This is a genomic window from Lipingzhangella halophila, from assembly GCF_014203805.1.
Taxonomy (GTDB): Bacteria; Actinomycetota; Actinomycetes; order Streptosporangiales; family Streptosporangiaceae; genus Lipingzhangella; species Lipingzhangella halophila.
The window spans coordinates 2,419,210-2,442,274 of sequence record NZ_JACHJT010000001.1 but is presented as its reverse complement, the minus strand read 5'-3'; the positions used below and the strand labels follow the sequence as shown (position 1 = coordinate 2,442,274).

The window sequence follows — 23,065 nt, the reverse complement described above, 5'->3', positions numbered from 1 at the left end:
TTCGTGCAGCCCTCCGAGCAGTTCGCGACCGACGAGCACGACACCCCCGCTGAGGTGGATGCCGCGTTTCGCACGCTGCGGCGGGTCGCGGTGGGCCATGTCGCGGTGTTCGCCGGCGTGGTCATCGCCGTTCCGCTGCTCGCCGCCGCGCTGGACTGGTGGTCCGAGGGCCGGCTCATCGGCGGGATGAGCCCCATGTTCGCCATGACCGCGTTCGGGCTCTATGTCTTCTTCTTCGTGATCTGTCTCGGCGCCGCGACCCTGTCCACCGCCGTCGAGGAACGGATGCTCGGGGGCTCCGGGCACGAGACCGACCCGCGGGACGGGACGCCCCGGCCGTGACGGCGAGCATCGTCCTCCTCGTTGTCCTGCTGGTGGCCATCGGTTCGGTCGCCGTGCTGATCCGGCCGCAACGCGCCTCCACCTTCGAGTTCTATCTCGCCGGGCGGCGCATCGGCGTGGTCACCAACGCGTGCGCGATCTGCGGGGACTACTTCTCGGCGGCGTCCTTTCTGGGGGTGGCCGCGGCGGTGTACGCCTCCGGCCTGGACGGCATGTGGTACGCGACCGGGTTCGCCGCCGGGTTCGTGCCGGTGCTGCTCTTCATCGCCGCGCCGATGCGCCGGTTCGGCGAATTCTCCATCCCCGATTTCCTGGGGCGGCGGCTGGACTCGCACAGCGTGCGCATCACCTCGGTCGTCATCGTCCAGATGATCATCCTGGCCTACCTCGTGCCGCAGGCGGTGGCCAGCGGAATCACGTGGGAGCTCTTCGTGGGGTACGGCCTGGCCGGGCTCTCCCCGTACGCGACCGGCGTGCTCCTCTCGACCGCCGCCATCATGCTGATGGTCGCCCTGGGGGGCATGCGCGGCACCACATGGACCCAGGCGATGCAGTTCCTGTTGCTGCTGGCCATCTTCGTCTGGCTCGCCATCGTCGTCATCGGAGCCGGCTTCAGCTACCCCAACGCGGTAGCGGAACTCTCGGAACAACCGCTGGCCAACCCCGACCGCGCCGGCGCCGGCTGGCACCTGGAACCGGTCACCAACCAGTTGGACCCGGACGCGCCGGCCTACTTCGGCGAGCCGGGCGGGCAGTACGGCCAGCTCGGCCAGTTCGCCCTGATCGTGTCGTTGGCGATGGGCACGGCCGGCCTCCCGCACGTCATGAACCGGTACTTCACCAGCCCAACGGGCACCGCGGCGCGCATGACCACGGTGTGGGTACTGGCACTGGCCGGACTGTTCTACGTGCTGGCGGTGCTGCTCGGAACCGCCGCCCGATCGGTCATCCGCGACATGTCCAGCGAAGTCGCGTGGCTGGACGAGCTGACCACCGGCGGGATCCTCCGGGTTCCCGAGCACGCCCTGCTGGTCCTGGGCCAGATCTTCGGCGGGCGGGCCGGCCTCGGCCTGATCGCGATGGGCGCGCTGATCGCGGTCCTGTCCACGATCGCCGGCCTGCTGCTGGCGTCGGCGTCCTCGTGGGGACACGACATCTACGAGCGGCACATCAACCCGCACGCCACCCAACGCCAGGCGCTGTGGGCCGGACGCGCCGCGGTGGCCGTCGTCGCCGTGCTGTCGGCGGTGCTGGCGCTGGGGGTGCGCCCCGAGTCGCTCGCCGGGCAGTTTCCCTCGATCGTCGCCACCATGGTGACGTGGGCGTTCGTCCTCGCGGGTTCGGCGCTGACCCCCGTGTTCATCCTGGCCATCTGGTGGCGCGGGACCACCGGGCCGGGCGCCGCCGCGGGAATGATCACCGGCGCGGTGGTCGCGGTGAGCATGTGCGCGGCGGGAGTCCTGTTCGGCGACGCCGGATACGGGGAGCTGCTGCTCACCCCGACGATCGTGTCCGCTCCCTGCGGGGCCGTGGTGACGATCGCGGTGTCGCTGGCGACCCGGCCGCCGGAGAACCTCCCCGAGATCTGGGTGCGGCTGCACGGCACCGCTGCCGATCGCCGTGCGCTCACGCTCGCCCGGTTGACCATGATCGGCATCGGTCGACGAAAAGGTGAGGGCCGATGAACAACGGCAGTCTCCCCCTCGCCGGGGTCATCGTCCTCGCGTGGGGCGCCGTCTACCTGGTCACCCAGCGCATCACCGATCCCCCGCTGGGCACCGGCACCACACTGCTGATCGGCACCGGTCTGACCGTCGCGTTGATCTTCGGCTACCCGTCGGCGCTGCGCGGCCCGCGGAGCGGGCGGCCCCAGAACCCGGTGCGCGACGGCCAGCATCCGGGCCGGCCCGGCACGACGATCGCCGCGGTCGGCCGGTCCATGCCGTTGCGCTCCGGGCTGACCAGCGAAAGCGCACGCCGCACAGCCCAACTGCTGGAGCCGCTCCTGGGCGGGGACTCGGTGGCGATCACCGACCGGGAACGCATCCTCGCGTTCGCCGGACCGGGGGCGGATCACCACATGGCGGGCGACCACCCTGTGGCCCCGGCCGGACGCGCGTTGAACAGCGGGAAGACGGTTATGCTGCGGCGGCGTTCCGAGCTGGGGTGCACCACGGACGACTGTCCGTTGCGCACCGCGGTGATCGCACCGCTGCGGGACGGCAAGAGCGTCGTGGGCACACTCCAGGTGTACCGGCTGGACGGCACACTGTCGCCCAAGGGGGTGGTGGAAGGGCTTGCGGGCATCCTCTCCCTGCATCTGGAGCTGGCCGAGCTGAACCGGCAGCAGCGGCTCGCGGTCAACGCGAAGCTCGACGCGCTGCGCGCCCAGATCAACCCGCACTTCCTGTTCAACACGTTGAACACCATCGCGTCCAAGGCGCACACCGATACCGAGGAGACGCGGCGGCTGCTGGTGCGCCTCTCGGACTTCTTCCGCTACGCGGTACGCCAGGAGGGCCACTTCGCCGAGTTCGGGCAGGAGTACTTCTTCGTGCGCACCTACGTCTCCCTGGAACAGGCGCGCTACGGCGACCGGGTGCAGGTCCGCTACGACATCGACCCGCAGGTGCTGACCGCCCAGGTTCCGGTGCTCATCATCCAGCCGCTGGTGGAGAACGCGGTAAAACACGGGCTGGCCGACAAGGTGGACGGCGGGACCGTGACGCTGAAGGCACGGGTGGACCCGCTGACCCGCACCACGTCCATCCGGGTCTCCGACAACGGGGTGGGCGTTCCCGCTGACCTGTTGCGCCGGATCTCCAAGGGGGAGCACCGCGACGGAGAGGGGATGGGGCTGCGCAACATCGCCGGACGCTTGGCATCGCTCTACGGCGAGCGCTATCGTCTGGACATTCAGTCCACCGAGAACCGCGGTACTGTCGTCGACTTGCGAATCCCCCTTGGATGACTTATGCGCGCGCGCTGCCTCATCGTTGATGACGAGGCTCCCGCGCGGGCCGACCTCCGCTACCTGCTGGCCAAGTTCGACCGTGTCCAGGTCGTCGGTGAGGCGTCCAACGCCGAGGAGGCCCTCCTCCTGTTGGAGTCCCTCGACTACGACCTGGTGCTGATGGACATCCGGATGCCCGGCGGCACCGGACTGGACGTGGCACGCAAGCTGCGCGACGCCGCGCATCCGCCCAAGGTCATCTTCACCACCGCGTTCCCCGACTACGCGGTCGAGGCTTTCGACCTGGACGCGGCCGACTACCTGGTGAAACCGTTCGACGCCGATCGGTTGGAGCGGGCGTTGGACCGGGCCTTGTCCGGCGGCACCGAGGACACCGAACCGCACACGGCCCCGCTGCGGCAGCCGGAGGCGACCGACCCCCCGAACCGCATCCCGGTCCAGAAGGGCGACCGGACCGTCCTGGTCAACGAGTCGTCGATCATCTACGCCGGAGCCGCTCGGGGCTACTCCTACCTGCAACTCGCCGACGAGCGGGTGCTGGTGAGCTACTCGCTGAACGAGCTGGAGCGCCGGCTGCGCAGCGCCCACTTCTTCCGCGCGCACCGCTCCTATCTGGTGAACCTCGACTACGTGCGCGAGCTGGCGCCCGACTTCCGGGGGACGCTCATGCTGGTGCTCGACGATCCCCGGCGCAGCCAGGTCGAGGTGTCGCGCCGCCAGGCGCGTGAGCTGCGCCGCGTACTCGGGCTCTGACGGGACGCACGCGGCCGCGGCACGGCTTCCCCGCCGGTGGTGCGGCGCCGCGGTGTCCGGGCGGCGCCGCACTGTCTGTTTGGGCTCGCTGCCGCTCACCAGGTCGGACGCCCCGAAGCCGGGAACCTTCGGGCACCTCCGGTGTGCCGCCCAATCAGCTCCGCCACTCGCGAACGCCCCACCTCCGGACCCTCCAGAACCCCGGCGGCGCCCGACCCAGCTAGCCGCCGATGGCCGACATCGGCCGGGCCGGCTGCAGGAAGCTGGGGTCGTTAATGCCGTGGCCGGGCATCTTGGTCGCGACAGCGGCGCGCCAGCTCTCCGCGATCCGCTCGTCACTGGCGCCCTCGCGCAGCAGCGAGCGCAGGTCGGACTCCTCGCGGGCGAACAGGCAGTTGCGGATCTGGCCGTCGGCGGTGAGCCTGACCCGGTCGCAGGCCCCGCAGAAGGGACGGGTGACCGAGCCGATCACCCCGACCGTCTCGGGGCCGCCGTCGACGTAGAAGAGCTCGGCGGGCGCACTGCCGCGGGTCTCGCTGTCGGCGGCCTCCAGGTGGAAGTCGGCGCTGAGGCGGTCCAGAATCTCGTCGGCGGTGATCATGGTGTCGCGCCGCCAGTTGTGCTGGGCGTCCAGCGGCATCTGCTCGATGAACCGGAGCTGGTAGCCGTGGTCCAAGCAGTAACGCAGCAGGTCGGGCGCTTCGACGTCGTTGATATCCCGCATGAGCACGGTGTTGACCTTGACGGGGGTGAGCCCGGCTTCGGCGGCACCTGCCAGCCCGCCCAGGACGTCGTCGAGCCGGCGGCGGCGCGCCAACTGTTCGAACACGTCCGGGCGCAGCGTGTCCAGGGACACGTTCACCCGGTCGAGGCCGGCTTCGGCCAGTGGTGCGGCGGTGCGGGTCAGCCCGATGCCGTTGGTCGTCAACGCGGTCTTGGGGCGCGGGCTGAGCGCCGTGGTCGCGCCGATGACACCCACAAGCCCGCGGCGCAGCAGTGGCTCCCCTCCGGTGAACCGGACCTCGTCGATCCCGAGCATGGTCACGCCGATACGGATGAGCTGGTTGAGTTCGTCGTCGGTGAGCAGCTCGGGCTTGGGCAGCCATTCGAGCCCTTCCGGAGGCATGCAGTACGTGCAACGCAGGTTGCAACGGTCCGTGAGCGAGACACGAAGGTCCGTTGCCACCCGCCCGTAGGAATCGGCCAGCACTTGCGTCACCTCCCCCTTTCAGTGGCTGTACGCTGCACCACGATCCGTCACCAGCAGTACGTCCACGTACGTGGTCCCCCCACGCCTCCAGCGCCGGTGCGCAGCATCTAGTTCTCCCCCGGGCGAACGACCAGGCACTCCGTCGTCGCCGTAGCATCCACCCTAGGAGACGCCTGTTTTCTCCCCGCGGGTCCTGCCCGTTGTAGCTCGCGCGCAAAGCCACGCAGGTGGCCAGGTTCGGCTACCTCTCATAATCTCACCTCCAATGAACCGAAACGGCGGCGGCGTACGGCTTCTTTGTGTGGTACGCGCGGCCGCGCTCCGGCGGTGCTTGCCTGCGGAACCGGGTCCGTGCTGGCATCAGCGGCACGGGAAGGCGGCCGGGACCACCCACGTACGGATTGAGGAGCGCGCGTGATCACTTCACGGGAATGGCAGTTGCCGGGCGGGCCGAACGGATCGGCGCGGCTGGCGGCACGGGCCTGGGGCGCCACCACGCCGCCGGAGCCCGCGTGGCTGGCGGTACTGGTGCACGGCTACGGCGAGCACATCGGCCGCTACGACTATGTGGCGCGCTACCTGTGCGAGCGCGGAGCGGTGGTCTACGGCCTGGACCACCGCGGGCACGGGCGCAGCTCGGGTGAGCGGGTGCTGATCGAGGACTTCGCCGGTGTGGTCGAGGACGTGCACCGCCTGGTCACCCAGGCGCGTTCCGCGTACCGGTCGCTCCCGCTGGTGCTGATCGGCCACTCGATGGGCGGCCTGATCGCCGCACGGTACGCCCAGACGCACGCCGCGGAGCTGACCGGGCTGGTGCTGTCGGGGCCGGTCCTGGGGCGCTGGGGCACGGTCGGTGAGCTGCTCGCGCTGGACGAGATCCCGGACGTCCCGCTCGATCCCGACACGCTCTCCCGCGATCCGGAGGTGGGCGCCAGCTACGCCGCCGACGAGCTCGTCTGGCACGGCCCGTTCAAGCGGCCCCTGCTGCAGGCGATCGATACCGAACTGCAACGCGCGAATGACGCCGGAAGGCTCGGCGACCTTCCGCTCCTCTGGGTGCACGGCTCCGACGACCAGCTTGTACCGGTCAGCGACACCAAGACCGGCATCGACCGGCTCGCCGGCAACGACGTGGCCGCCCGGATCTTCCCGCACGCGCGCCACGAGGTGTTCAACGAGACCAACCGGGACGAGGTACTGGCCGAGGTCGTCCGGTTCGCCGCGCGCGTCACCGGCACCGAGCCCCGCTGAGCCCTCCGTGGGAGGGCGGCACGGCCCTCCCACGGCTCCGGTCAGTCGCTGTAGAGCCGCTCGAGGGCGTCGGCGTACTTGCGCTGGATGACCCGGCGTTTGAGCTTCAGCGACGGGGTCAGCTCCTCGCCTTCGACCGTCCACTCGACCGGCAGCAGGGCCCACCGCTTGACCTGCTGGACGCGGGAGAGCCGCCGGTTGGCCTCGGCGACGCCCTGCTCGACGGCGGCGAGCACCTCGGGATGCTCGGCGAGCTCCGCCAGACCGGACTGGCCGACATCGCGCTGGCGGGCCCAGCCCGGCGCGACCTCGGCGTCGAGGGTCAGCAGCGCCACGGGGTAGGGGCGGCTGTCGCAGTAGGCCAGCGCCTGCCCGATCAGCGGGTGCTCCTTGAGCAGGTTCTCGATCATGGCCGGGGCGATGTTCTCACCGCCCGCGGTGATCATGAGCTCCTTCTTGCGGTCAATGACGTAGAGGAAGCCGTCCTCGTCGATCCGTCCGACATCGCCGGTGTAGAGCCATCCGTCGGCGTCGAGCAGGCCGGCGCTGTCTTCGGGCCGGTTCAGGTACCCGGTGATGTTCAGCGGCCCGCGCACCAGGATCTCGCCGTCGTCGGCGACGCGGATCTCCATCCCGTCCGCGGGCAGCCCGACACTGCCGAACCGGTAGGCGCCGCTTTGGTTCAGCGTGACGGCTCCGCAGTTCTCCGTCATGCCGTAGATGTCGCGGACCAGCAGCCCCAGCCCGGAGAAGAAGCGCAGCACCTCGGGAGGCATGGGCGCCGCCGCCGTGAGGCAGGTGTGCACGCGGTCGAGCCCGGCCAGCGCCCGGATCGGCGCGAGCACCTCGCGGTCGACCGCCTCGAAACGCTCCACAAGCTCGGGGGCGCGTGTCCGGCCGACCTCCCCGCCCTCGATATAGGCGCGGGCCGCCTCGGAGGCGGCCTCGATGGCGGTGCGCTGCTCCTCTGGGGCGGCCGCCAGGGCGCCGGCGAGGCTCGCCCGGATCTTCTCCCACACCCGCGGCACCCCGAACAGCAGGTTCGGCCGCACCATGGCCAGGTACGCGCCGAGCTGCGCGGGATCGGGACAGAAGTGGATGTGCCCGGCGAGTCTGATCGGCAGGTACGCGCTCAGGATGCGTTCGGCGATGTGCGCCAGCGGCAGGTAGCTCAGCGTGACGCAGTTGTGCGGCAGCGACGCTGCGCGCATCGATACCGTGACCTGGTACAGAACCTGGTGGTGGGTCTCGTGGACGCCCTTGGGGTCGCCCGTGGTGCCCGAGGTATAGAGCAGGGTGGCGTTGTCGCCCGGTCCGACCGCGGCGGCCCGCGTCTCGACGAGGTCCGGGCTGGCCGCGTGCCGGCGCCGGCCCATCGCCTGGAAATCGTCCCAGCTGATGAACTCCGGGCCGGGCTCGCCGGTGGGCTCCGGAACCGCCGTGGGATCGAGCACCACCACGGTGTGCAGCTCGGGAAGCCGGCCCAGAATGGGCAGCCAGCGGTCGAGCTGGTCGCCGCCTTCCAGGACGGCGACGCGGGCCGAGCAGTCGGCCACCACGTAGGCGATCTGGTCGGGCGCGAAGGTGGCGTAGACCGTGCAGGGAACCGCTCCGGCGTGCACGGCACCGAGGTCGGCGATGAGGTGCTCGGAGCGGTTCGCCAGCATCAGGGCGACGGTCTCGCCGGGACGCACACCGATGCCGATGTAGGCCGCGGCCAGCTCAACGACGCGCTGGCGGTACTCGGCCCAGGTGAGGGTGGACCAGCCGTCGTCGGTGCGGTCCGAGAGCGCGGGAGCGCCACCTTCCTCCCGGGCGGTCTCGCGCAGCATGTCGACGACGGTGCGGCCGCTGATCTCGTCCTCGACGTCCCGCCGCTGTCTGAGTACATCATCGTTGACCATGAACACGCTCCCCACCGGGCCTCGAATGTGTGGTGCGTCACTCTTGGGCTCCAGAAGACCATGGGGCTATGGACGGCGCAAGGATCGCGCCGCGGCCGAGTGCGGTCGCGTTCGGACGCACGCGGTCACACGTAGAGGCGGCCGGGTGCGGGGGCGGGGCGCGCCACCGCCTCGGTGTGGGCCTCAGCTAGGCGCCGCACCGCGTCGGCGAGGATCTCCGGCGCCAGGGTGTAGGACAGCCGCACGTAGTACTCCAGCGGCTCCTCGGCGCCGAACACGGGCCCGGGCGCGACGTGCACCCCGTACCGCGGCGCGGTCTGCGCGAGGACCGTGGCCAGTGGGTGCGGCATGGCCGCCCAGAGCACCAGCCCGCCGCTGGGGCTGGCGAACCGCCAGTCCGGCAACCGGGCGCGCAGTTCGGCGACCATGGCGTCGCGGCCGCGGCGGAGCTGCCGGCTGCGCTCGGTGCGGATCCGCAGCACGTCGGAGAGCAGGTGGGTGACCGCGAGCTGCTCCAGCACCGGGCTGGACAGGTCGGTGCGCTGGCGCGCCGTCGCGAGCTTGGCGACCATCGGCGGCGTCGTGCGGATCCAGCCGATGCGCAGACCGCCCCAGAACAGCTTGGCGGCCGAGCCGACGGTGTGCACCCGCCCGTCGCGGTCGTGTGCCGCCATGGGGGCGGGCTGGTCCCCGGCGTCGATGGCGAGCTCGGCGACACTCTCGTCGACGATCAGGGAGGTTCCCGCGCGGTGCGCCTCGGCGACCACGGTGCGGCGCTCCTCGTCGTCCATGAGCGCGCCCGTGGGGTTCTGGAAGTCGGGGACGAGGTAGGCCACCCCGGGCCGCCAGCGCCGGAACGCGTCGGCCATGGCGCCCATGTCCCAACCGCCGGGTGGCACCGCGACAGCGCGGGGCGACGCTCCCACGCGGCAGGCGGCACGCAGCGCGTAGGGGTAGGTGGGCGACTCCACCATGGCCCGCTCACCGGGCTCCAGCAGCAGCTCCATGAGCAGCGCCACCGCCTGCAGGGCACCGTTGGTGACGAGGATCTGCTCCGGCGTGGTGGGCAGGCCGCGCTCGACGTAGCGCCGCGCGATCGCGTGCCGCAGTTCGGGCAGGCCGTACGGGGCGTACCCGGACCCGTCGACGTGCGCGGTGAGCCGCTCGACAGCCGACCGGGAGGCGTCCCGCACGCCGTCGATGGCCGATGGCGCCGCCGCGCCCAGGTCGATGTGCTCGGCACTCGACGTGAGCGGCGCGCGCGAGCCGGATCCGGTAGGGCCCAGCACGGTCCAGCTCCCGGCGCCCGGGCGGCTGTCGGCGTAGCCGTTCTCGCGCAGCCACGTGTAGGCCGCGCTAACGGTGTTCCGGCTCACCCGCAATGCAGCGGCGAGGTCGCGTTCCGCGGGCAGCCGCGTGTGGGTAGGGATCCGGCCGTCGAGGACCAGGTCGCGCACCGCGCGCCCCACAGCGAGATAGTAGGGCCGCTTCAGCGCACTGGCACCAATCAGCTTGGCCAAAAGGGGGCCGTCGATCCGCCGTCCGCCCGCCGACATCGCGCCACTTTCCGTGATTGGCACCATAGGTCTCGCTTCCTCGCGCGCCAATATAGCCCGATTGCCGGACTCCTCGGCGCGGCACCCGGGCGCGGACCGCGCCCGCGATCGTCGCCACCTCCGGGCCATCGGCGGCCGCCCCGGCAACGCACACCTGCTCACGTGTCCACGGCGGGTCCGAACGGTAGGCTTCCAGAACAGGAGTCGACACGCAGAATCCGTGCGCCGACCAGGTGAACCCGGGTCGGATCGTGGGCGGGGCAGCGGCACCCGGGACAGGGTGCGCACCCGAGGACGGGTGGCCCCGGTACCCGCTGCGTGGCGTATCGGAGAACCTTTTTGCAGAGAACCTTTGCTGGAACGCTGAAATCTCACCCTTATGCGGGGATACCGATGTCTGTTTGGGCACACTTCCGTTCGGCCGAGTCAACGCGGTCGCCCGCGAGCGCTAACGTTGCCAGGATGGCCGCGGGGAAAGCGTGGCCCCGATACGGGTGCACACGCACGACACCGGCGACCCCCTGAGCTAACGTTGCGGCAACTTTTGGCTCGGGGGCCTGGCGATGGTCGGCGGCGGCCTTCCGGCCACCGAGAGTTGGATACGGTACGTCCGCGAGAACGTGATCTTGGTTACTAAGGGGGTGAGCCGCGTGTCCGGCTGGATTGAGGATTACGCGTTGATCGGCGACATGCAGACCGCCGCACTCGTGGGACGCGACGGCTCGATCGACTGGCTCTGCCTGCCCCATTTCGACTCCCCCGCCTGCTTCTCGGCCATTCTGGGCGACGAGCAGAACGGAAACTGGTGGATCCGGCCCGCCGCCAACGAAGGCGCCGCGACACGCCGCCATTACCGGTCCGAGACCCTCATCCTGGAGACCGAGTGGGAGACCTCCGAGGGCGCTGTCCGGGTCATCGACTTCATGCCGCCGCGCGGCGGCGCGCCGCACATCGTGCGGATCGTCGAGGGCCTCAGCGGCACCGTCCGGATGAGCACCGCGCTGCGGCTGCGCTTCGACTACGGCAACGTTGTGCCGTGGATCCACCGCAGCGGCACCGAGATGGCCGCGGTCGCCGGTCCCGACTCCGTGTGGCTCAGCTCCCCGGTGCCCATGGAGGGCCACAACTTCGTGCACGACGCCACGTTCACGGTGAGCGCCGGGCAGCGCGTTCCCTTCGTCATGACCTGGCACCCCTCCGAGGTCGAGGAGTCCGACCACCTCGACGCGGAGAAAGCCCTCTCGCGCACCGAGCGGTTCTGGCGCGGCTGGGTTGAGACGTGCTCCTACGAGGGCGACTACCGCGACGCCGTCGTGCGTTCCCTCATCACCCTCAAGGCCCTCACCTACCGCCCCACCGGCGGCATCGTCGCGGCGCCCACGACCTCCCTGCCCGAGGAGATCGGCGGGGTGCGCAACTGGGACTACCGCTACTGTTGGCTGCGCGACGCCACGATCACCCTTGAGGCGCTGATCCGCAGCGGCTACACCGACGAGGCGCAGTCCTGGCGCGAGTGGCTGGTCCGCGCGGTCGCGGGCGAGCCGCAGCACATGCAGATCATGTACGGGGTGCGCGGCGAACGCCGGCTCAGCGAGTGGGAAGCCGACTGGCTGCCCGGCTACGCGAACTCCCGGCCGGTGCGCATCGGAAACGCCGCTGTGGGCCAGTACCAGCTCGACGTCTACGGCGAGGTCATGGACGTCCTTGAGCTGGCGCGCCGTTCGGGCCTGCAGTCCTCCGAACACGTGTGGGGCCTGCAGCGTTCCCTGGTGAACTACTTGGAATGGTGTTGGGACGAACCCGACGAAGGGCTGTGGGAGGTCCGCGGCCCGCGCCAACACTTCGTGCACTCCAAGGTCATGGCCTGGGTGGCGGCCGACCGCGCCGTGCGGATGATCGAGGAGTTCGGCAAAGAGGGGCCGATCGAGCGCTGGCGCTCGCTGCGCGACACCATCCACACCGAGGTCTGCACCTACGGCTTCGACGCCCGGCGCAACACCTTCACCCAGTACTACGGGAGCAAGGAGCTCGACGCCGCCCTGCTGCTCATCCCCGAGGTCGGGTTCCTGCCCTACAACGACCCCCGGGTGGTGGGCACGATCGAGGCCATCCGCGAGGACCTCATGGTCGACGGGTTCGTCATGCGCTACCGCACCGACCGCGCGGAGGTCGCCGACCACCTCCCCGGCAACGAGGGCGCCTTCCTCGCGTGCAGCTTCTGGATGGCCAACGCCCTGCTGTCCATCGGGCGCGAGAAGGAGGCCCGCGAGCTCTTCGAGCGGCTGCTGGCGCTGCGCAACGACGTCGGGCTGCTCTCCGAGGAGTACGACGCGCAGAACGGCCGCCAGGTCGGCAACTTCCCGCAGGCGTTCAGTCACGTGCCGCTGGTGACCACCGCGCTGAACCTGTCCCACCACGACGGCCACCGTCGCGGCGAGCACTGAGGAGCACGGCACCACCTGCTCGGCGACGCGCCACGCGCGCTTCCGGGCCCGCCAGCGTCGCGGACGTACGGTGAATGCGTGGTGGCCCGTAGGCGAGGGAGGCGATCGCGATGGTGACCGCACACGCCACGCCACTGGAGCAACTCGACCTTACGGGGCAGGGCCCGGCGCAGTTGCTGGCGCTGCTGGTCGCCCTGGTGCTGTGCACGCTGATCGGGTTCGAACGCGAGCTGCGGCACAAGAGCGCGGGCCTGCGCACCCACACGCTCGTGGGCGTCGGCGCGGCCCTGTTCGTTGTGGTGAGCAAGTTCGGGTTCCACGACGTCATCACCACTGACGACGTCAGTCTTGACCCCTCGCGGATCGCGGGGCAGATCGTCTCCGGTGTCGGGTTCATCGGCGCCGGACTCATCTTCGTGCGCCAGGACATCGTGCGCGGCCTGACCACCGCCGCCACCATCTGGCTGTCCGCGGCGGTGGGAACCGCCGCCGGCGCGGGCCTGTGGCTGGCCGCGGCCGCGGTCACCGCCGGCCACTTCCTGGTGGCGCTCGGGTATCCGCCGGTGCTGCGGTGGCTCACCCGCTCGCGGCCGACAACAGCGTCCTTCCTGATCAGCTACGAGGGCGCGCGCGAGATTCTGCGCGGCGTCCTGACGGTCGCCACCGAGCAGGGGTTCACGGTGCAGCGAGTGCGCACCGTGCGGCGCCAGACCACCGAGCCGGGCACGCCGGTCATCGACCTCGCCCTGCGGGTGCACGGCAAGGGCGACGTCAACGACCTCGCGGTCGCGCTGTCGGAGACCGAAGGCGTGCTCTCGGTCCAGCAGGGCGAGCCGGAGGACACCGAGGAATGATGGTGGGGTGACTCCTCCGCCGGGTCGGTCGCGCACGGTCCACCCGGTGCCGGCTGGCTGTCCGAGTGCCGCTCTTCCGGCCCGAAGCGGGCAGCGGCACCACGCGCGCGGACAGGAGCGTGGTCCAGCGGCCCCGCCACGGCCGCCGCCACCCGCCCGGCGCGCGTGCTACCTGGTGACGACCGGTTCCGCCCAGACGGCGGTGAGACCATCTCCGGAGCACGTGCCCCATTCGACCAGGAGCTCCAGCCGCAGGACATCGGTGACGTCGGCGGTAAGCGCGGCGTCCTCCCCGAGGCCCAGACTCTTGGTCTCCAACTGCTCGCCGTCCCCCAGGACGGTGAACGTGACCTCGTTCCCGGACGGGGACTCGTCGTCGAGGCCGACCGTCGTGGTGAACTCGGCGTAGTCGCGCCCCAGGTTGTACTCGACCGCGGACTCGGTGCACCCGTCGGTGGCGGTGAGCGCCTCGTCGTACTCGACGGCGTTCACCGTCGCCAGTGCGCTCTGGAAGTCGCTCTCCTGCACGGGTTCCTCGGCGGCCAGCGACATCTCGTCGGGCCCGCGGTCCTCGGGAGAGGCCGCGGCCGTCGCTGCGTCGTCCTCCTCGGCCTCCGAGTCCTCCTCCGTGGGCGACGGTGTGGCGTCCGCGGCGCTCTGGGCGGCGTCGTCGGTGGCATCATCGTCAGCGAACACCTCAAGGCGGTCCAGGGCCAGGTAGGTCAGGCCGCTCCCGGCGACCATGCAGACCACCGCGAGCACCGCCATGCCGATCAGCAGCGGCTTCTTGGACTTCTTCTTGGCGGCGCCCGACCCGGGGGGCTCGGGCGCCCCCGCGTGAGCCGCAGCGGCTCCCTGGGGCGGCTGCCCGCCGGCGGGTGGTCCCGCCATCGGCCTTGTCGTGGGCGGTGGTCCGCCCGCGGCGGTGGGAGTACCGCGCATGCCGCCGACCGGACGCCGCGGCTCCGGAGGGGCAGGAGGTTGGCCGGGCGGCGGGCCCGGCACCGGTGGGGGAGCGCTGAACCGCGGACCCGAAGGCGGAGCGGCGGCGGGTCCTCCTGATCCTGGGGGGCCTGCCGACCCGGACGGCGGCCCGGACGCAGCGGGCGCCGCGGGCCGGCTCTCGGCACCGCGCGCCGGGTTCGTTCCGGGACCGTTCGGCTGCCCGGCCGTGGGGCCCGCGGCGCTGGTGTCGCGGGCCGTCCCGCCCGGCGGGGTGGGTCCGGCACCGCCCGCCGGGCCGTCCTCCGCGTCCTGCGGAGAGTGGCCGGCTCCGGCCAGCGCCGCGCCGGCGGCCGCCCCGCCAGCCGCACCCGCCACTGCCGCCCCGCCCGGGTTGGAGACCGGACCGCTCCACGGCACCGATGTGCTCAGTGAGCGCAGCGTCCGGATCCAGTCGAGTGCCGCCGGGCGGTCGCCCGGCTCGGCCGAGAACATCACCAGCACCTTGTCGCGCTGCTGCTCGCCTGCCTCGGCGAGGACCGGCAGGGCCGCGAACCGTTCGCGAAGCTGCTCCGGAGCGGGCGGGGGCTCCTCCCCGGCCAGGGCGAAGTAGACGATCGCGCCGAACGCGTAGCGGTCGGTGGCCGCGGAGTACTCCCCGTTGAAAATCTCCGGGGCCGCGTAGCCGGGGGTGAACCAGGGCTTGGCGGTCATGTGCCGCGTGGCGATCTTGCTCAGCCCGAAGTCGACCAGGGTGGCCTGGCCCTCCTCGCTGACCATGACGTTGCCCGGCGAAAGGTCCCCGTGCACGACGGCACGCTTGGAGGGGGTGGCCTTCCCCGAATGCAGCAGGTCGAGCACCTCGGCGACCTGCTCCAGGTAGCGCAGCACCTCGCGCTGGCCCTTCGGCCCTTCGACGGCGTGCTCGGCCCGCCAGTCGCGCAGGTCGACACCCTCGACGTAGTTCATCACCAGGTACAGGGAACGGTCGGTGTACTCGCCGGACCCACCCTCGCGATGCTCCGGCGCCCCCTCGAAGTGCTCGCGGACCCCGACCACACCGAGCCGGTTGATGAACCGCAGGAGCTCCGCCTGCTCGTTCCAGCGCCGGCTCAGCTCGGCGAACTGTTCGTCATTACCCGCGACATCGGAGTCGAGAACCTTCACGACGACCGGCTCGGTCTGGCCGGCCAGACTCACCTCCGCGAGGTAAAGGGTGGCCTCGCCTCCCCTACCTACCGATCTGACCAGGCGATACTTGTCCGGCTGTGAATCGGGCCCGACGTACAACTCTGAACTCACGGGGGACACTCATTCATCAGGGGGGTGGGGGCGCACGGTCGGGTGAAAGACTAACGTTCCCGCGCCGTGCGTGAGCCTACGATTCGTCCGTGGGGCGCCCCAGCGCGCTCACTTTAACTTTCCGCCAGGAGCGGACAGGACCGAGCGAAGGCGGTGCCGGTGGGACGAATGTTGAACGGCCGTTACCGACTGGTGGAGTCACTCGGTGCGGGCGGAATGGGCGAGGTCTGGCGGGCGGTGGACGAGCGCCTGGCCCGCACGGTCGCGGTCAAGCTGGTCCGGCCGGACAACGTCGACTCCGACGAGGCCGTGGCGCGCTTTCAGCGCGAGGCGCGCCTCACCGGCCAGCTCTCCGGACACGCCAACGTCGTCATCCTGCACGACTTCGGAGAGCACGAAGGTTCGGTCTACGCGGTCATGGAACTGGTGCGCGGGCGCACCCTGTCGGCGATCCTGCGCGACACCGGACCGCAGCCGATCCCCCGCGCCGCCGACTGGGCCGGGCAGGTCAGCTCGGGGTTGGCGGCCGCGCACGCGGCCGGCATCGTGCACCGCGACATCAAGCCGGCCAACCTGATGGTGCTCGACGACGGCACCGTGAAGATCCTCGACTTCGGAATCGCCGGGTTCCACCAGGCGGTGACGCAGAGCCGGCGGCTGACCCAGACCGGCGCGATCATCGGCACGCCGCTGTACATGTCGCCGGAGCAGGCGCGCTGCGAGAACGTGGGCGCCGCCGGCGACCTGTACTCACTCGGCACGATCCTGTACCAGATGCTGACCGGGCGCGCGCCGTTCCGGCACGACGAGCCGCTGGGCGTGCTGCGGATGCACCTGATGGAGCACCCGCGCCCGCCGCGCGAGCTGCGCCCGGACCTGCCCGCGGACCTCGACTCCCTCGTGCTGTCACTACTCGCGAAGGCCCCGACTGACCGGCCCGGAAACGCCCGCACGGTCCGGGAACGCCTGCTGCCGTTCGCCGCGCGTCCCGGCCGCGCCCCCGCGCCATCGGACGCCCCGGGGCCGCCCGAGCCCAATGCCGCCGGTCCCGATAGCGCGAATCCGGCGCAGGCCACCACGCGCACCGCGACCTCTCCGACCGTTGCCGAACCGCACCGGGACCTGGAACGGCGGCTGCGCGAGATCGAGGACCTGGCCGAAGAGGGGCATTTCGCGGCCGCCGCCCAGCGGACCCGCTCCTGCCTTCCCGAGCTGGAACGCGCCTACGGCCCCGAGCACCCCGAAACCCTCAGGGCCCGCCGCAAACTGGCCTATCTCACCGGAAAGAGCGGCGATCCGGAACGCGCGGTGGTGCTCTACCGGGAGCTGGTGACCGAGCTCGACCGGGTCTACGGCCGGCGCCACCCCGAGACGCTCGCGGCCCGCTACTACCTGGCCAGCAACGCCGGCCGGGCCCAGGACCACACGACCGCCGCGCGCGTCCACGCGGAGCTGCTGCCCGACCTGGCCGCCGCGCACGGGCCCGACGCGCACCGGGTGCTGACCACGCGGCTCTACCTGGCGTTCGAGGTGGGCGAGACGGGCGAGCACGGCCGGGCGGTCGCGCTGCTGGATGCGCTGGTTCCGGACCTGGTGCGGGTGCTCGGCCCGGACCACGGGACCACGTTGCGGGCGCGGCACTACCACGCTGCCTACACCGGGTACGCGGGCGCACCGGCCGATGCCGCTCGCCTTTACCACCAACTGCTGGCCGAGCACACCCGAATCCACGGGGCCGGCCACTCCGAAGCCGCTCGCACCCGGGCTCGGCTGCGCCACTGGCAGGACCGCGCGCGGTGCCCCTGAGCGGTCCTGAGGACCTACCCGCTTCCGATCGGATGCCGGACCCGGAATCCACCGGCACCCATGGGCGCAGAAGGCGTGTGAAGCGTCCGTGAGTGTCCGCGCATACCGCTATGGTGCTGGACCATGTCAGAACAACCACTAAACGAGATCATGGACCCCGGCTGGGCAAAGGCGCTCGAACCGGTGTCGGGTCGCATCCGCGAGATGGGCGAGTTCCTGCGCCGCGAGGTCGCCGAGGGGCGCACCTACCTCCCTGCCGGCGAGAACGTCCTGCGTGCCTTCCAGCAGCCCTTCGACAAGATCCGCGTCCTGATCGTGGGGCAGGACCCCTACCCCACTCCCGGGCACGCCGTGGGGCTGAGCTTCTCCGTGGCCCCCGACGTCAAGCTGCCGGGCAGCCTGCGCAACATCTACCGCGAGTACCGCGACGATCTCGGCTACCCGGAACCATCCAACGGCGACCTGTCGCCGTGGAACGAGCGGGGGATCATGCTGCTCAACCGGGTCCTCACCGTCATGCCCGGCAAGCCCGGCTCGCACCGCGACAAGGGCTGGGAGGAGATCACCGACCAGGCCATCCGCGCTCTCGCCGAACGCGACAAGCCGCTCGTGGGGATCCTCTGGGGGCGCGACGCCCGGAACCTGCGCCCCCTGATGCCCGGGGTCCCGTGCGTGGAGTCCACCCATCCGAGCCCCATGTCGGCGAAGAACGGGTTCTTCGGCTCCCGCCCGTTCAGCCGCGCCAACGCCCTGCTTGAGGAGCAGGGCGGCCAACCGGTCGACTGGCGGTTGGAGTAGGGCTCCTCTCGGACCTGTTGCGTCAGTCGCGGGTGTCGCCCGCGGCGGCGAGCTCCTCGTCGCCGCGCTCGACACAGAACTCGTTGCCCTCGGGGTCGGCGAGCACCACGAACCCCGTGCCGTCGGCCCTGCGGTGGTCGGCGAGGAACGTGGCGCCGATCCCGAGCAGCCGGCGCATCTCCTCGTCGCGCGTCGCGCCGTTGGGTCCCAGGTCGAGGTGCATCCGGTTCTTGACTGTCTTGCCTTCGGGCACCCGCAGGAACAGTATCCCCGGCCGCCCCCCAGTGGCGGGGATGAACGCCTCCTCCTCGCCCGGTTTGCTGTCGGGGTCGATCGGGGCGTCGACGACCGCGCTCCAGAAGCGCGCGAGCGCGTAGGGATCGGCGCAGTCGAACGTCACGTTGCGGATGGGCGACGGCATCAGGCCCCCTTTCGAACGGCCGGGCGGATAGCCCGGATCCCGCGTCGTGGCCGGGGTTTGAGCAACCCGGGTTCCGCTAATTGAATGGTCGCGTCCGGCACACAGGGCGCGCAAGGAAGGCCACCACCCCCATGGCGAGGAAACCCAGCTACGCTGATGCCCTCAAGGTCCTCGGCAGGGACGACTCCGCGGTCCTGGATCTCGCGGAGCGACTGGTCGAGGGCGGGCTGGACGCGGCGGGCGTGCCCGACCTGTTCGGGCTGCGCGGCGAGATCGTCGCCAAGGGGCGCGGGCTGCTCACCACCATCCGGGAGCGCATAACGGGCGTGAGCCGGTGGGACCGCACGCAGAGGGTCGACGCGGCACACCAAATTCTCGCGACGATGTCGCTTCTGGAGGCGCTGGAGGAGGTTCTCGACGAGGTGGGCCCGGCCGAGCAGGGCCTCACCGACGAGGTGGACCCGGCCGAGCAGGGCCTCACCGACGAGGTGCTCGACCACCTCACCCAGCAGATCCTTGAGGGATCGGGTATCGACATCGCCAAGGCGAGCGCACTTGGTGGGTGGAGCTTCACGTTGACGAACGGCCTACTCGTGTCCGGCAAGAGTCTCGCGTTGCATCTCGTGGGTTCGCCCGCCGATCTGGGCGAGATGATCCAGGAGAAAGCCGAACAGCGCTACCTGGAGTCCTATCGGCAGCTCGCCGCCGACGTGCCGGAGTTCGGGGTCTGGGTGAACCTGGCCGAGCACGAGCACACCCGCGTCGAACTGGCCACCGGTCTCACCGAGCTGGAGGGGTTGCTCACCCGGCTCTCACCGGCCACCAAGGCCCGGCAGCACGTGCGGGAGCTGCACACCCTCTACCGGGGCGCACTGTGGCGGCCGGTCCTCTCGGGCGACGACGCCCCGGACCACCTGACGTTGCCCACCCTGGAGGACTCCTACGTCAACCCGCGGGCGCGGGCGCACTCCGCACACAAGAGCTGCCGGCCCGCCTCCGAGGACTGGTGGGCCGAGGAGACCACCCCGCACGACGACGTACAGACGCTGCTCGCCAGGTGCCTGACCCAGGTCTGGTGCGCCACGCTGCCCATCGTCATCCTCGGCCACCCCGGCGCCGGCAAGTCCAAGCTCACCGAGATGCTCGCCGCCCGGCTGCCCGCCGACGACTTCCTCGCGGTCCGGGTGGAGCTGCGCGGGGTCAGCGCCGACGCCCCCATCCGCAAGCAGATCGAGGAGGCGGTCTCCGGCCAGGTGCACCGGGACGTGGCCTGGCGCGACCTCGTCGAGTCGGCCGAAGGCGCGCAGCCGGTGGTCATCCTCGACGGCTTCGACGAGCTGCTGCAGGCCACCGGGGTGAACCGCTCCGACTACCTGGAACAGGTCCAGCAGTTCCAACAGGACCAGGCCACGCTCGGCCAGCCGGTCGCGGTGATCGTCACCAGCCGCACCGTCGTCGCCGACCGGCTCCGGTTCCCTGATGGCTGCGCGCTGATCCGGCTGGAACCGTTCAACGAGCCCCAGATCGCCCGGATGCTCGACACCTGGGCCTCCGCCAACGCCGGCGCGCTGGCCGCCCGGGGCCTGCGGCCGCTGTCGCTCGACACCGCCCTGCGCTACCGGGAACTCGCCGAACAGCCGCTGTTGTTGCTCATGCTGCTGCTCTACGACGCCGACGGCAACGCCTTGGAGGCAGCGGGGGATGCATTGTCCCGCAGCGAGCTCTACGAGCGCATGCTCACCATGTTCGCCCGCCGGGAAGTGACCAAGCACCACCCGAACCTCCCCGAGCGCGACATGGACACGGCGGTCGGGCGCGAGCTGAACCGGCTGGAGGTCGCCGCCATGGCGATGTTCAGCCGCGGCCGGCAGAGCGTGGCCGCCGAGGAACTGGAGCGCGACCTCGCCGCGTTGTTCCCGGAGCCCACCGACCAGCCCGGCGACACCGGGCTGCACGGAGCGGTCAGCGAGGCCCACCAGGTCCTGGGCCGGTTCTTCTTCGTCCACGAGTCGCGGGCGCAGCTCGACGGCCGGAACGCCGGGGTGTACGAGTTCCTGCACGCCACGTTCGCCGAGTTTCTCGTGGCCCGCATGGTCACCGCGGCCCTGGGCGAACTGGCCGACGACCGCCGGCACGCGGCGCGGCGGCGCTTCGCCGCTCCCCTCGACGACGGGCTGTTGTACGCGATCACGTCGTTCGCGGCGCTCGCTACCCGGGCCTCGGTCGTCGACTTCACCACCGAACTGCTGCGGCAACGCTTCGACGAGACTCCGGACGCCCGTGAGGAGTACCGCGAACTTCTCCTTACTCTGTTCCACGAGGCGCCATACCCCGCCCCTGCTCGGTCGTTCACCGGGTATCAGCCGTGGCGCGCCGACATTCTCACCCGGCAGGCCAGCTACACCGCCAACCTCGTCACCCTGCTGGTCTGCGTGTGCGAGGAGCTGGACCTCGTCGAGCTTTTCCCCGACACGGACGCGCCGTGGCGAGCATGGCGCCGGATGGCCAACCAGTGGCGGAGCATGTCCAACGAGGCGTGGCACGGCTTAGTGGACACCGTACGATCACGGCACCTCGAATTCTGGGACGGCGCCGGGAACTCCCGAATCGAGCGCGAGCGCGGTGACCCGGTGAACGTCGGCGAGTGTGTCGGGTTCGAGATCAGCGAGGACCTCACCAAGGGCGCCGCGATCCGTAACCCGTACGACATCACCATGCCGTTCGACGGGCCGACGTCCAAGCTGCTGCGCTCCGCGGCGCTGCGCGACAATGGCACGGCGGCACGCATGTTCCTACTCCTCGGCCCGTACTTCCGGCACGTCTCGACGGACCTGCTCACGTGGTACAGCGACCGGGACGACCCCGGAGCCGCGTGGAACGAGCTGCACGACATCCTGGAGCTGCGGCTCGCGCCGCCACTACACGACAGGATGAGCCGGATGCAGCGCTACAAGCGTCTTCTGGAGAGCCGCCACCTGGGCCGGCTGGAGCTGCTCGTGCTGCGCCAGGCGGTGGACGACCTGGAAGCGAGCGGCACACGGAGCAGCGCTAACGGGCCGATCCTTCTCGTACTTACTCGTATCATCCTGGAGCACCTGAAGAACCTCGAATCGATTGTTACCGGACCGAAGCTCTCCCGGGTACACGTCGAGCCGGTTCTGGAGTCGCTGCGCCGCCACATCAACGTTCCCGACCACGTTGCGAAGCTACTCGACGAGCACGAGCGCCTGGGGGCCGGCGAACCGGCAAACACCGGCGACCGTGGCGCGCACGCGCTGTTCCAGCTACCGGAGAGCGACTCCGGCTACGTCCGCGACCGCTTCGCGTCCCTGAGCGATCGCGACCAGGAGGACCCGGACAGCACCGACCAGACCGACTCGGACGACCAGAAGGAACCGCGCCCCTCGGCACACCGGCGGCAGCAGAAACGCCGGCACGGGGATCTGGGAACCAGTGGCGGCTCCGGCTGAGCGAGCCCCTCAGATCGGTGCGGGAGGCTGCATCGAAGGTGACCGTGCGGACATATTCGTCGCCGAGAATTACCGCACGGACCCCCTCGATGCGCCCCGTCGGGCGCTCGGGCCCCGGGCAAGGGCGGTGGGAGCGGCGGCCTACCCCGCTCCCGCACCCTTCACCCCGGGCACCGCTTCCACCAGTGCCGGCACGACCTGCGCGATCGGGTCGTCCAGGACCACGTCGGCGGCGGCGTCATAGGGCGTGGGCTCCGCGTTCACGATGATCAGCGAGGCGCCCCGCTCGACAGCGAGGTCACACAGGCCGGCGACGGGGTGCACCGCCAGCGAGGTTCCCACGGCCAGGAACACGTCGCAGTCGCGGGTGGCCTCGACTGCGGCGTCCAGCACCTCGGGCTTCAGCTGCTGGCCGAACGAGATCGTGTCGGACTTCTGGATGCCGCCGCACTCCAGACACCGGGGATCGGGATCGTCGTCCAGCCGCGCGAGGACCTCCGGCGCGCGGGTACGCAGCCCGCACGCCATGCAGACCACCCAGAGCACTGTTCCGTGCACCTCGATGACGTGTTCGGGGTCGGTCCCGGCCGCCTGGTGCAGGCCGTCGACGTTCTGCGTGATGAGCGCGCGCAGCCGCCCGGCGCGGTCGAGTTCGGTGCAGGCGCGGTGGGCATCGTTGGCCTCGGCGGTCCACGCGGGATGGGCGCGGCGCATCTGCCAGACCTCGCGGCGGACCTCGGCATCGGACATGTAGGTGTCGAGGTCGAACATCGCGGCCGCGCCGGGGTTGGTGGTCCACACTCCCTGCGGGCCGCGGAAGTCGGGAATGCCGGAGTCGGTGGAGATACCAGCGCCGGTGAGCACCGTCACCCGGTCGGAACCGGCCAGGATCTCGGCCGCGGCGTCGAGGTTCGAGTTCTCGGGCATTGGGATTCCTCACCGTCTCGGGTCACGGGGCCGTCAGGGTGCCCGAATGGCTCCACTCTCACAATAACGGCCAGAGGTGCTCATTCAAGCTGGGCAGCGGGCCTCCGGCCG

Annotated in this window: 16 protein-coding genes; 10 read left to right on the top strand and 6 right to left on the bottom strand. The window is 70.9% G+C overall.

The window, feature by feature from the left end:
* Positions 1-3 precede the first annotated feature (3 nt).
* The 4 genes from F4561_RS11045 to F4561_RS11030 are packed head-to-tail and all read left to right on the top strand — an operon-like array spanning position 4 to position 4,069.
* Entirely contained in the window at positions 4-342 is a 339-nt protein-coding gene (locus F4561_RS11045; protein WP_184577622.1) for a hypothetical protein, read from the top strand.
* Positions 339-2,027 carry a solute symporter family protein gene (locus F4561_RS11040; protein ID WP_184577620.1) on the top strand — a complete coding sequence of 563 codons (1,689 nt, stop codon included), beginning with the start codon at positions 339-341 and terminating at the stop codon, positions 2,025-2,027. Before F4561_RS11045 ends, F4561_RS11040 begins: the two co-directional genes overlap by 4 nt.
* On the top strand, positions 2,024-3,313 hold the full coding sequence (locus F4561_RS11035; protein WP_184577617.1) for a histidine kinase: 1,290 nt from the start codon (positions 2,024-2,026) through the stop codon (positions 3,311-3,313). The genes F4561_RS11040 and F4561_RS11035 overlap by 4 nt, the downstream gene beginning before the upstream one ends.
* Before the next feature lie 3 nt (positions 3,314-3,316).
* Entirely contained in the window at positions 3,317-4,069 is a 753-nt protein-coding gene (locus tag F4561_RS11030) for a LytR/AlgR family response regulator transcription factor (RefSeq protein WP_184577614.1), read from the top strand.
* A gap of 220 nt (positions 4,070-4,289) precedes the next feature.
* Here F4561_RS11030 and moaA read toward each other — a convergent pair whose 3' ends face one another.
* Positions 4,290-5,279 carry a GTP 3',8-cyclase MoaA gene (gene moaA, locus F4561_RS11025; protein ID WP_184583475.1) on the bottom strand — a complete coding sequence of 330 codons (990 nt, stop codon included), beginning with the start codon at positions 5,277-5,279 and terminating at the stop codon, positions 4,290-4,292.
* 414 nt (positions 5,280-5,693) lie between these two features.
* Between moaA and F4561_RS11020 the strand changes: the two genes are divergently transcribed.
* The gene (locus F4561_RS11020; RefSeq protein WP_184577610.1) at positions 5,694-6,530 is read left to right on the top strand and encodes an alpha/beta hydrolase; all 837 of its coding nucleotides are present in this window, start codon (positions 5,694-5,696) and stop codon (positions 6,528-6,530) included.
* A gap of 41 nt (positions 6,531-6,571) precedes the next feature.
* On the opposite strand, the gene F4561_RS11015 is transcribed toward F4561_RS11020, so the two are convergent.
* Together F4561_RS11015 and yczR are read right to left on the bottom strand one after the other, a co-directional pair.
* Positions 6,572-8,434 carry an AMP-dependent synthetase/ligase gene (locus F4561_RS11015; RefSeq protein WP_184577608.1) on the bottom strand — a complete coding sequence of 621 codons (1,863 nt, stop codon included), beginning with the start codon at positions 8,432-8,434 and terminating at the stop codon, positions 6,572-6,574.
* Between the two features lie 125 nt (positions 8,435-8,559).
* A complete protein-coding gene (gene yczR, locus F4561_RS11010; RefSeq protein WP_184577605.1) occupies positions 8,560-10,017 on the bottom strand; it encodes a MocR-like transcription factor YczR in 1,458 nt (485 codons plus the stop codon).
* Between the two features lie 623 nt (positions 10,018-10,640).
* Between yczR and F4561_RS11005 the strand changes: the two genes are divergently transcribed.
* Positions 10,641-12,434 carry a glycoside hydrolase family 15 protein gene (locus F4561_RS11005; RefSeq protein WP_312885212.1) on the top strand — a complete coding sequence of 598 codons (1,794 nt, stop codon included), beginning with the start codon at positions 10,641-10,643 and terminating at the stop codon, positions 12,432-12,434.
* A gap of 110 nt (positions 12,435-12,544) precedes the next feature.
* Positions 12,545-13,288 carry an MgtC/SapB family protein gene (locus tag F4561_RS11000; RefSeq protein ID WP_184577602.1) on the top strand — a complete coding sequence of 248 codons (744 nt, stop codon included), beginning with the start codon at positions 12,545-12,547 and terminating at the stop codon, positions 13,286-13,288.
* A gap of 168 nt (positions 13,289-13,456) precedes the next feature.
* On the opposite strand, the gene F4561_RS10995 is transcribed toward F4561_RS11000, so the two are convergent.
* Complete coding sequence (locus F4561_RS10995; protein ID WP_184577600.1) at positions 13,457-15,532, bottom strand: protein kinase domain-containing protein; 2,076 nt, start codon at positions 15,530-15,532, stop codon at positions 13,457-13,459.
* A 168-nt stretch (positions 15,533-15,700) separates the two neighbouring features.
* Between F4561_RS10995 and F4561_RS10990 the strand changes: the two genes are divergently transcribed.
* Together F4561_RS10990 and F4561_RS10985 are read left to right on the top strand one after the other, a co-directional pair.
* On the top strand, positions 15,701-17,338 hold the full coding sequence (locus F4561_RS10990) for a serine/threonine-protein kinase (RefSeq protein WP_221445916.1): 1,638 nt from the start codon (positions 15,701-15,703) through the stop codon (positions 17,336-17,338).
* 123 nt (positions 17,339-17,461) lie between these two features.
* Positions 17,462-18,136: a uracil-DNA glycosylase gene (locus F4561_RS10985; protein WP_184577594.1), complete on the top strand. Its 675-nt coding sequence runs from the start codon at positions 17,462-17,464 to the stop codon at positions 18,134-18,136.
* A 22-nt stretch (positions 18,137-18,158) separates the two neighbouring features.
* On the opposite strand, the gene F4561_RS10980 is transcribed toward F4561_RS10985, so the two are convergent.
* Positions 18,159-18,557, bottom strand: a complete 399-nt coding sequence (locus F4561_RS10980; RefSeq protein WP_184577591.1) for a VOC family protein — start codon at positions 18,555-18,557, stop codon at positions 18,159-18,161.
* 131 nt (positions 18,558-18,688) lie between these two features.
* Here F4561_RS10980 and F4561_RS10975 point away from each other — a divergent pair, with 131 nt between their 5' ends.
* Positions 18,689-22,027 carry an NACHT domain-containing protein gene (locus F4561_RS10975; protein WP_184577588.1) on the top strand — a complete coding sequence of 1,113 codons (3,339 nt, stop codon included), beginning with the start codon at positions 18,689-18,691 and terminating at the stop codon, positions 22,025-22,027.
* 141 nt (positions 22,028-22,168) lie between these two features.
* On the opposite strand, the gene F4561_RS10970 is transcribed toward F4561_RS10975, so the two are convergent.
* A complete protein-coding gene (locus F4561_RS10970; RefSeq protein WP_184577585.1) occupies positions 22,169-22,954 on the bottom strand; it encodes an SIR2 family NAD-dependent protein deacylase in 786 nt (261 codons plus the stop codon).
* Positions 22,955-23,065: the final 111 nt, after the last annotated feature.

Bases quoted from the DNA above. Each gene is read 5' to 3' on its own strand.
- F4561_RS11035 (WP_184577617.1), top strand. From the start codon at position 2,024: ATGAACAACGGCAGTCTCCCCCTCGCCGGGGTCATCGTCCTCGCGTGG.
- F4561_RS11030 (WP_184577614.1), top strand. From the start codon at position 3,317: ATGCGCGCGCGCTGCCTCATCGTTGATGACGAGGCTCCCGCGCGGGCC.
- F4561_RS11015 (WP_184577608.1), bottom strand. From the start codon at position 8,434: ATGGTCAACGATGATGTACTCAGACAGCGGCGGGACGTCGAGGACGAG.
- yczR (WP_184577605.1), bottom strand. From the start codon at position 10,017: ATGGTGCCAATCACGGAAAGTGGCGCGATGTCGGCGGGCGGACGGCGG.
- F4561_RS11000 (WP_184577602.1), top strand. From the start codon at position 12,545: ATGGTGACCGCACACGCCACGCCACTGGAGCAACTCGACCTTACGGGG.
- F4561_RS10990 (WP_221445916.1), top strand. From the start codon at position 15,701: ATGTTGAACGGCCGTTACCGACTGGTGGAGTCACTCGGTGCGGGCGGA.
- F4561_RS10985 (WP_184577594.1), top strand. From the start codon at position 17,462: ATGTCAGAACAACCACTAAACGAGATCATGGACCCCGGCTGGGCAAAG.
- F4561_RS10980 (WP_184577591.1), bottom strand. From the start codon at position 18,557: ATGCCGTCGCCCATCCGCAACGTGACGTTCGACTGCGCCGATCCCTAC.
- F4561_RS10975 (WP_184577588.1), top strand. From the start codon at position 18,689: ATGGCGAGGAAACCCAGCTACGCTGATGCCCTCAAGGTCCTCGGCAGG.
- F4561_RS10970 (WP_184577585.1), bottom strand. From the start codon at position 22,954: ATGCCCGAGAACTCGAACCTCGACGCCGCGGCCGAGATCCTGGCCGGT.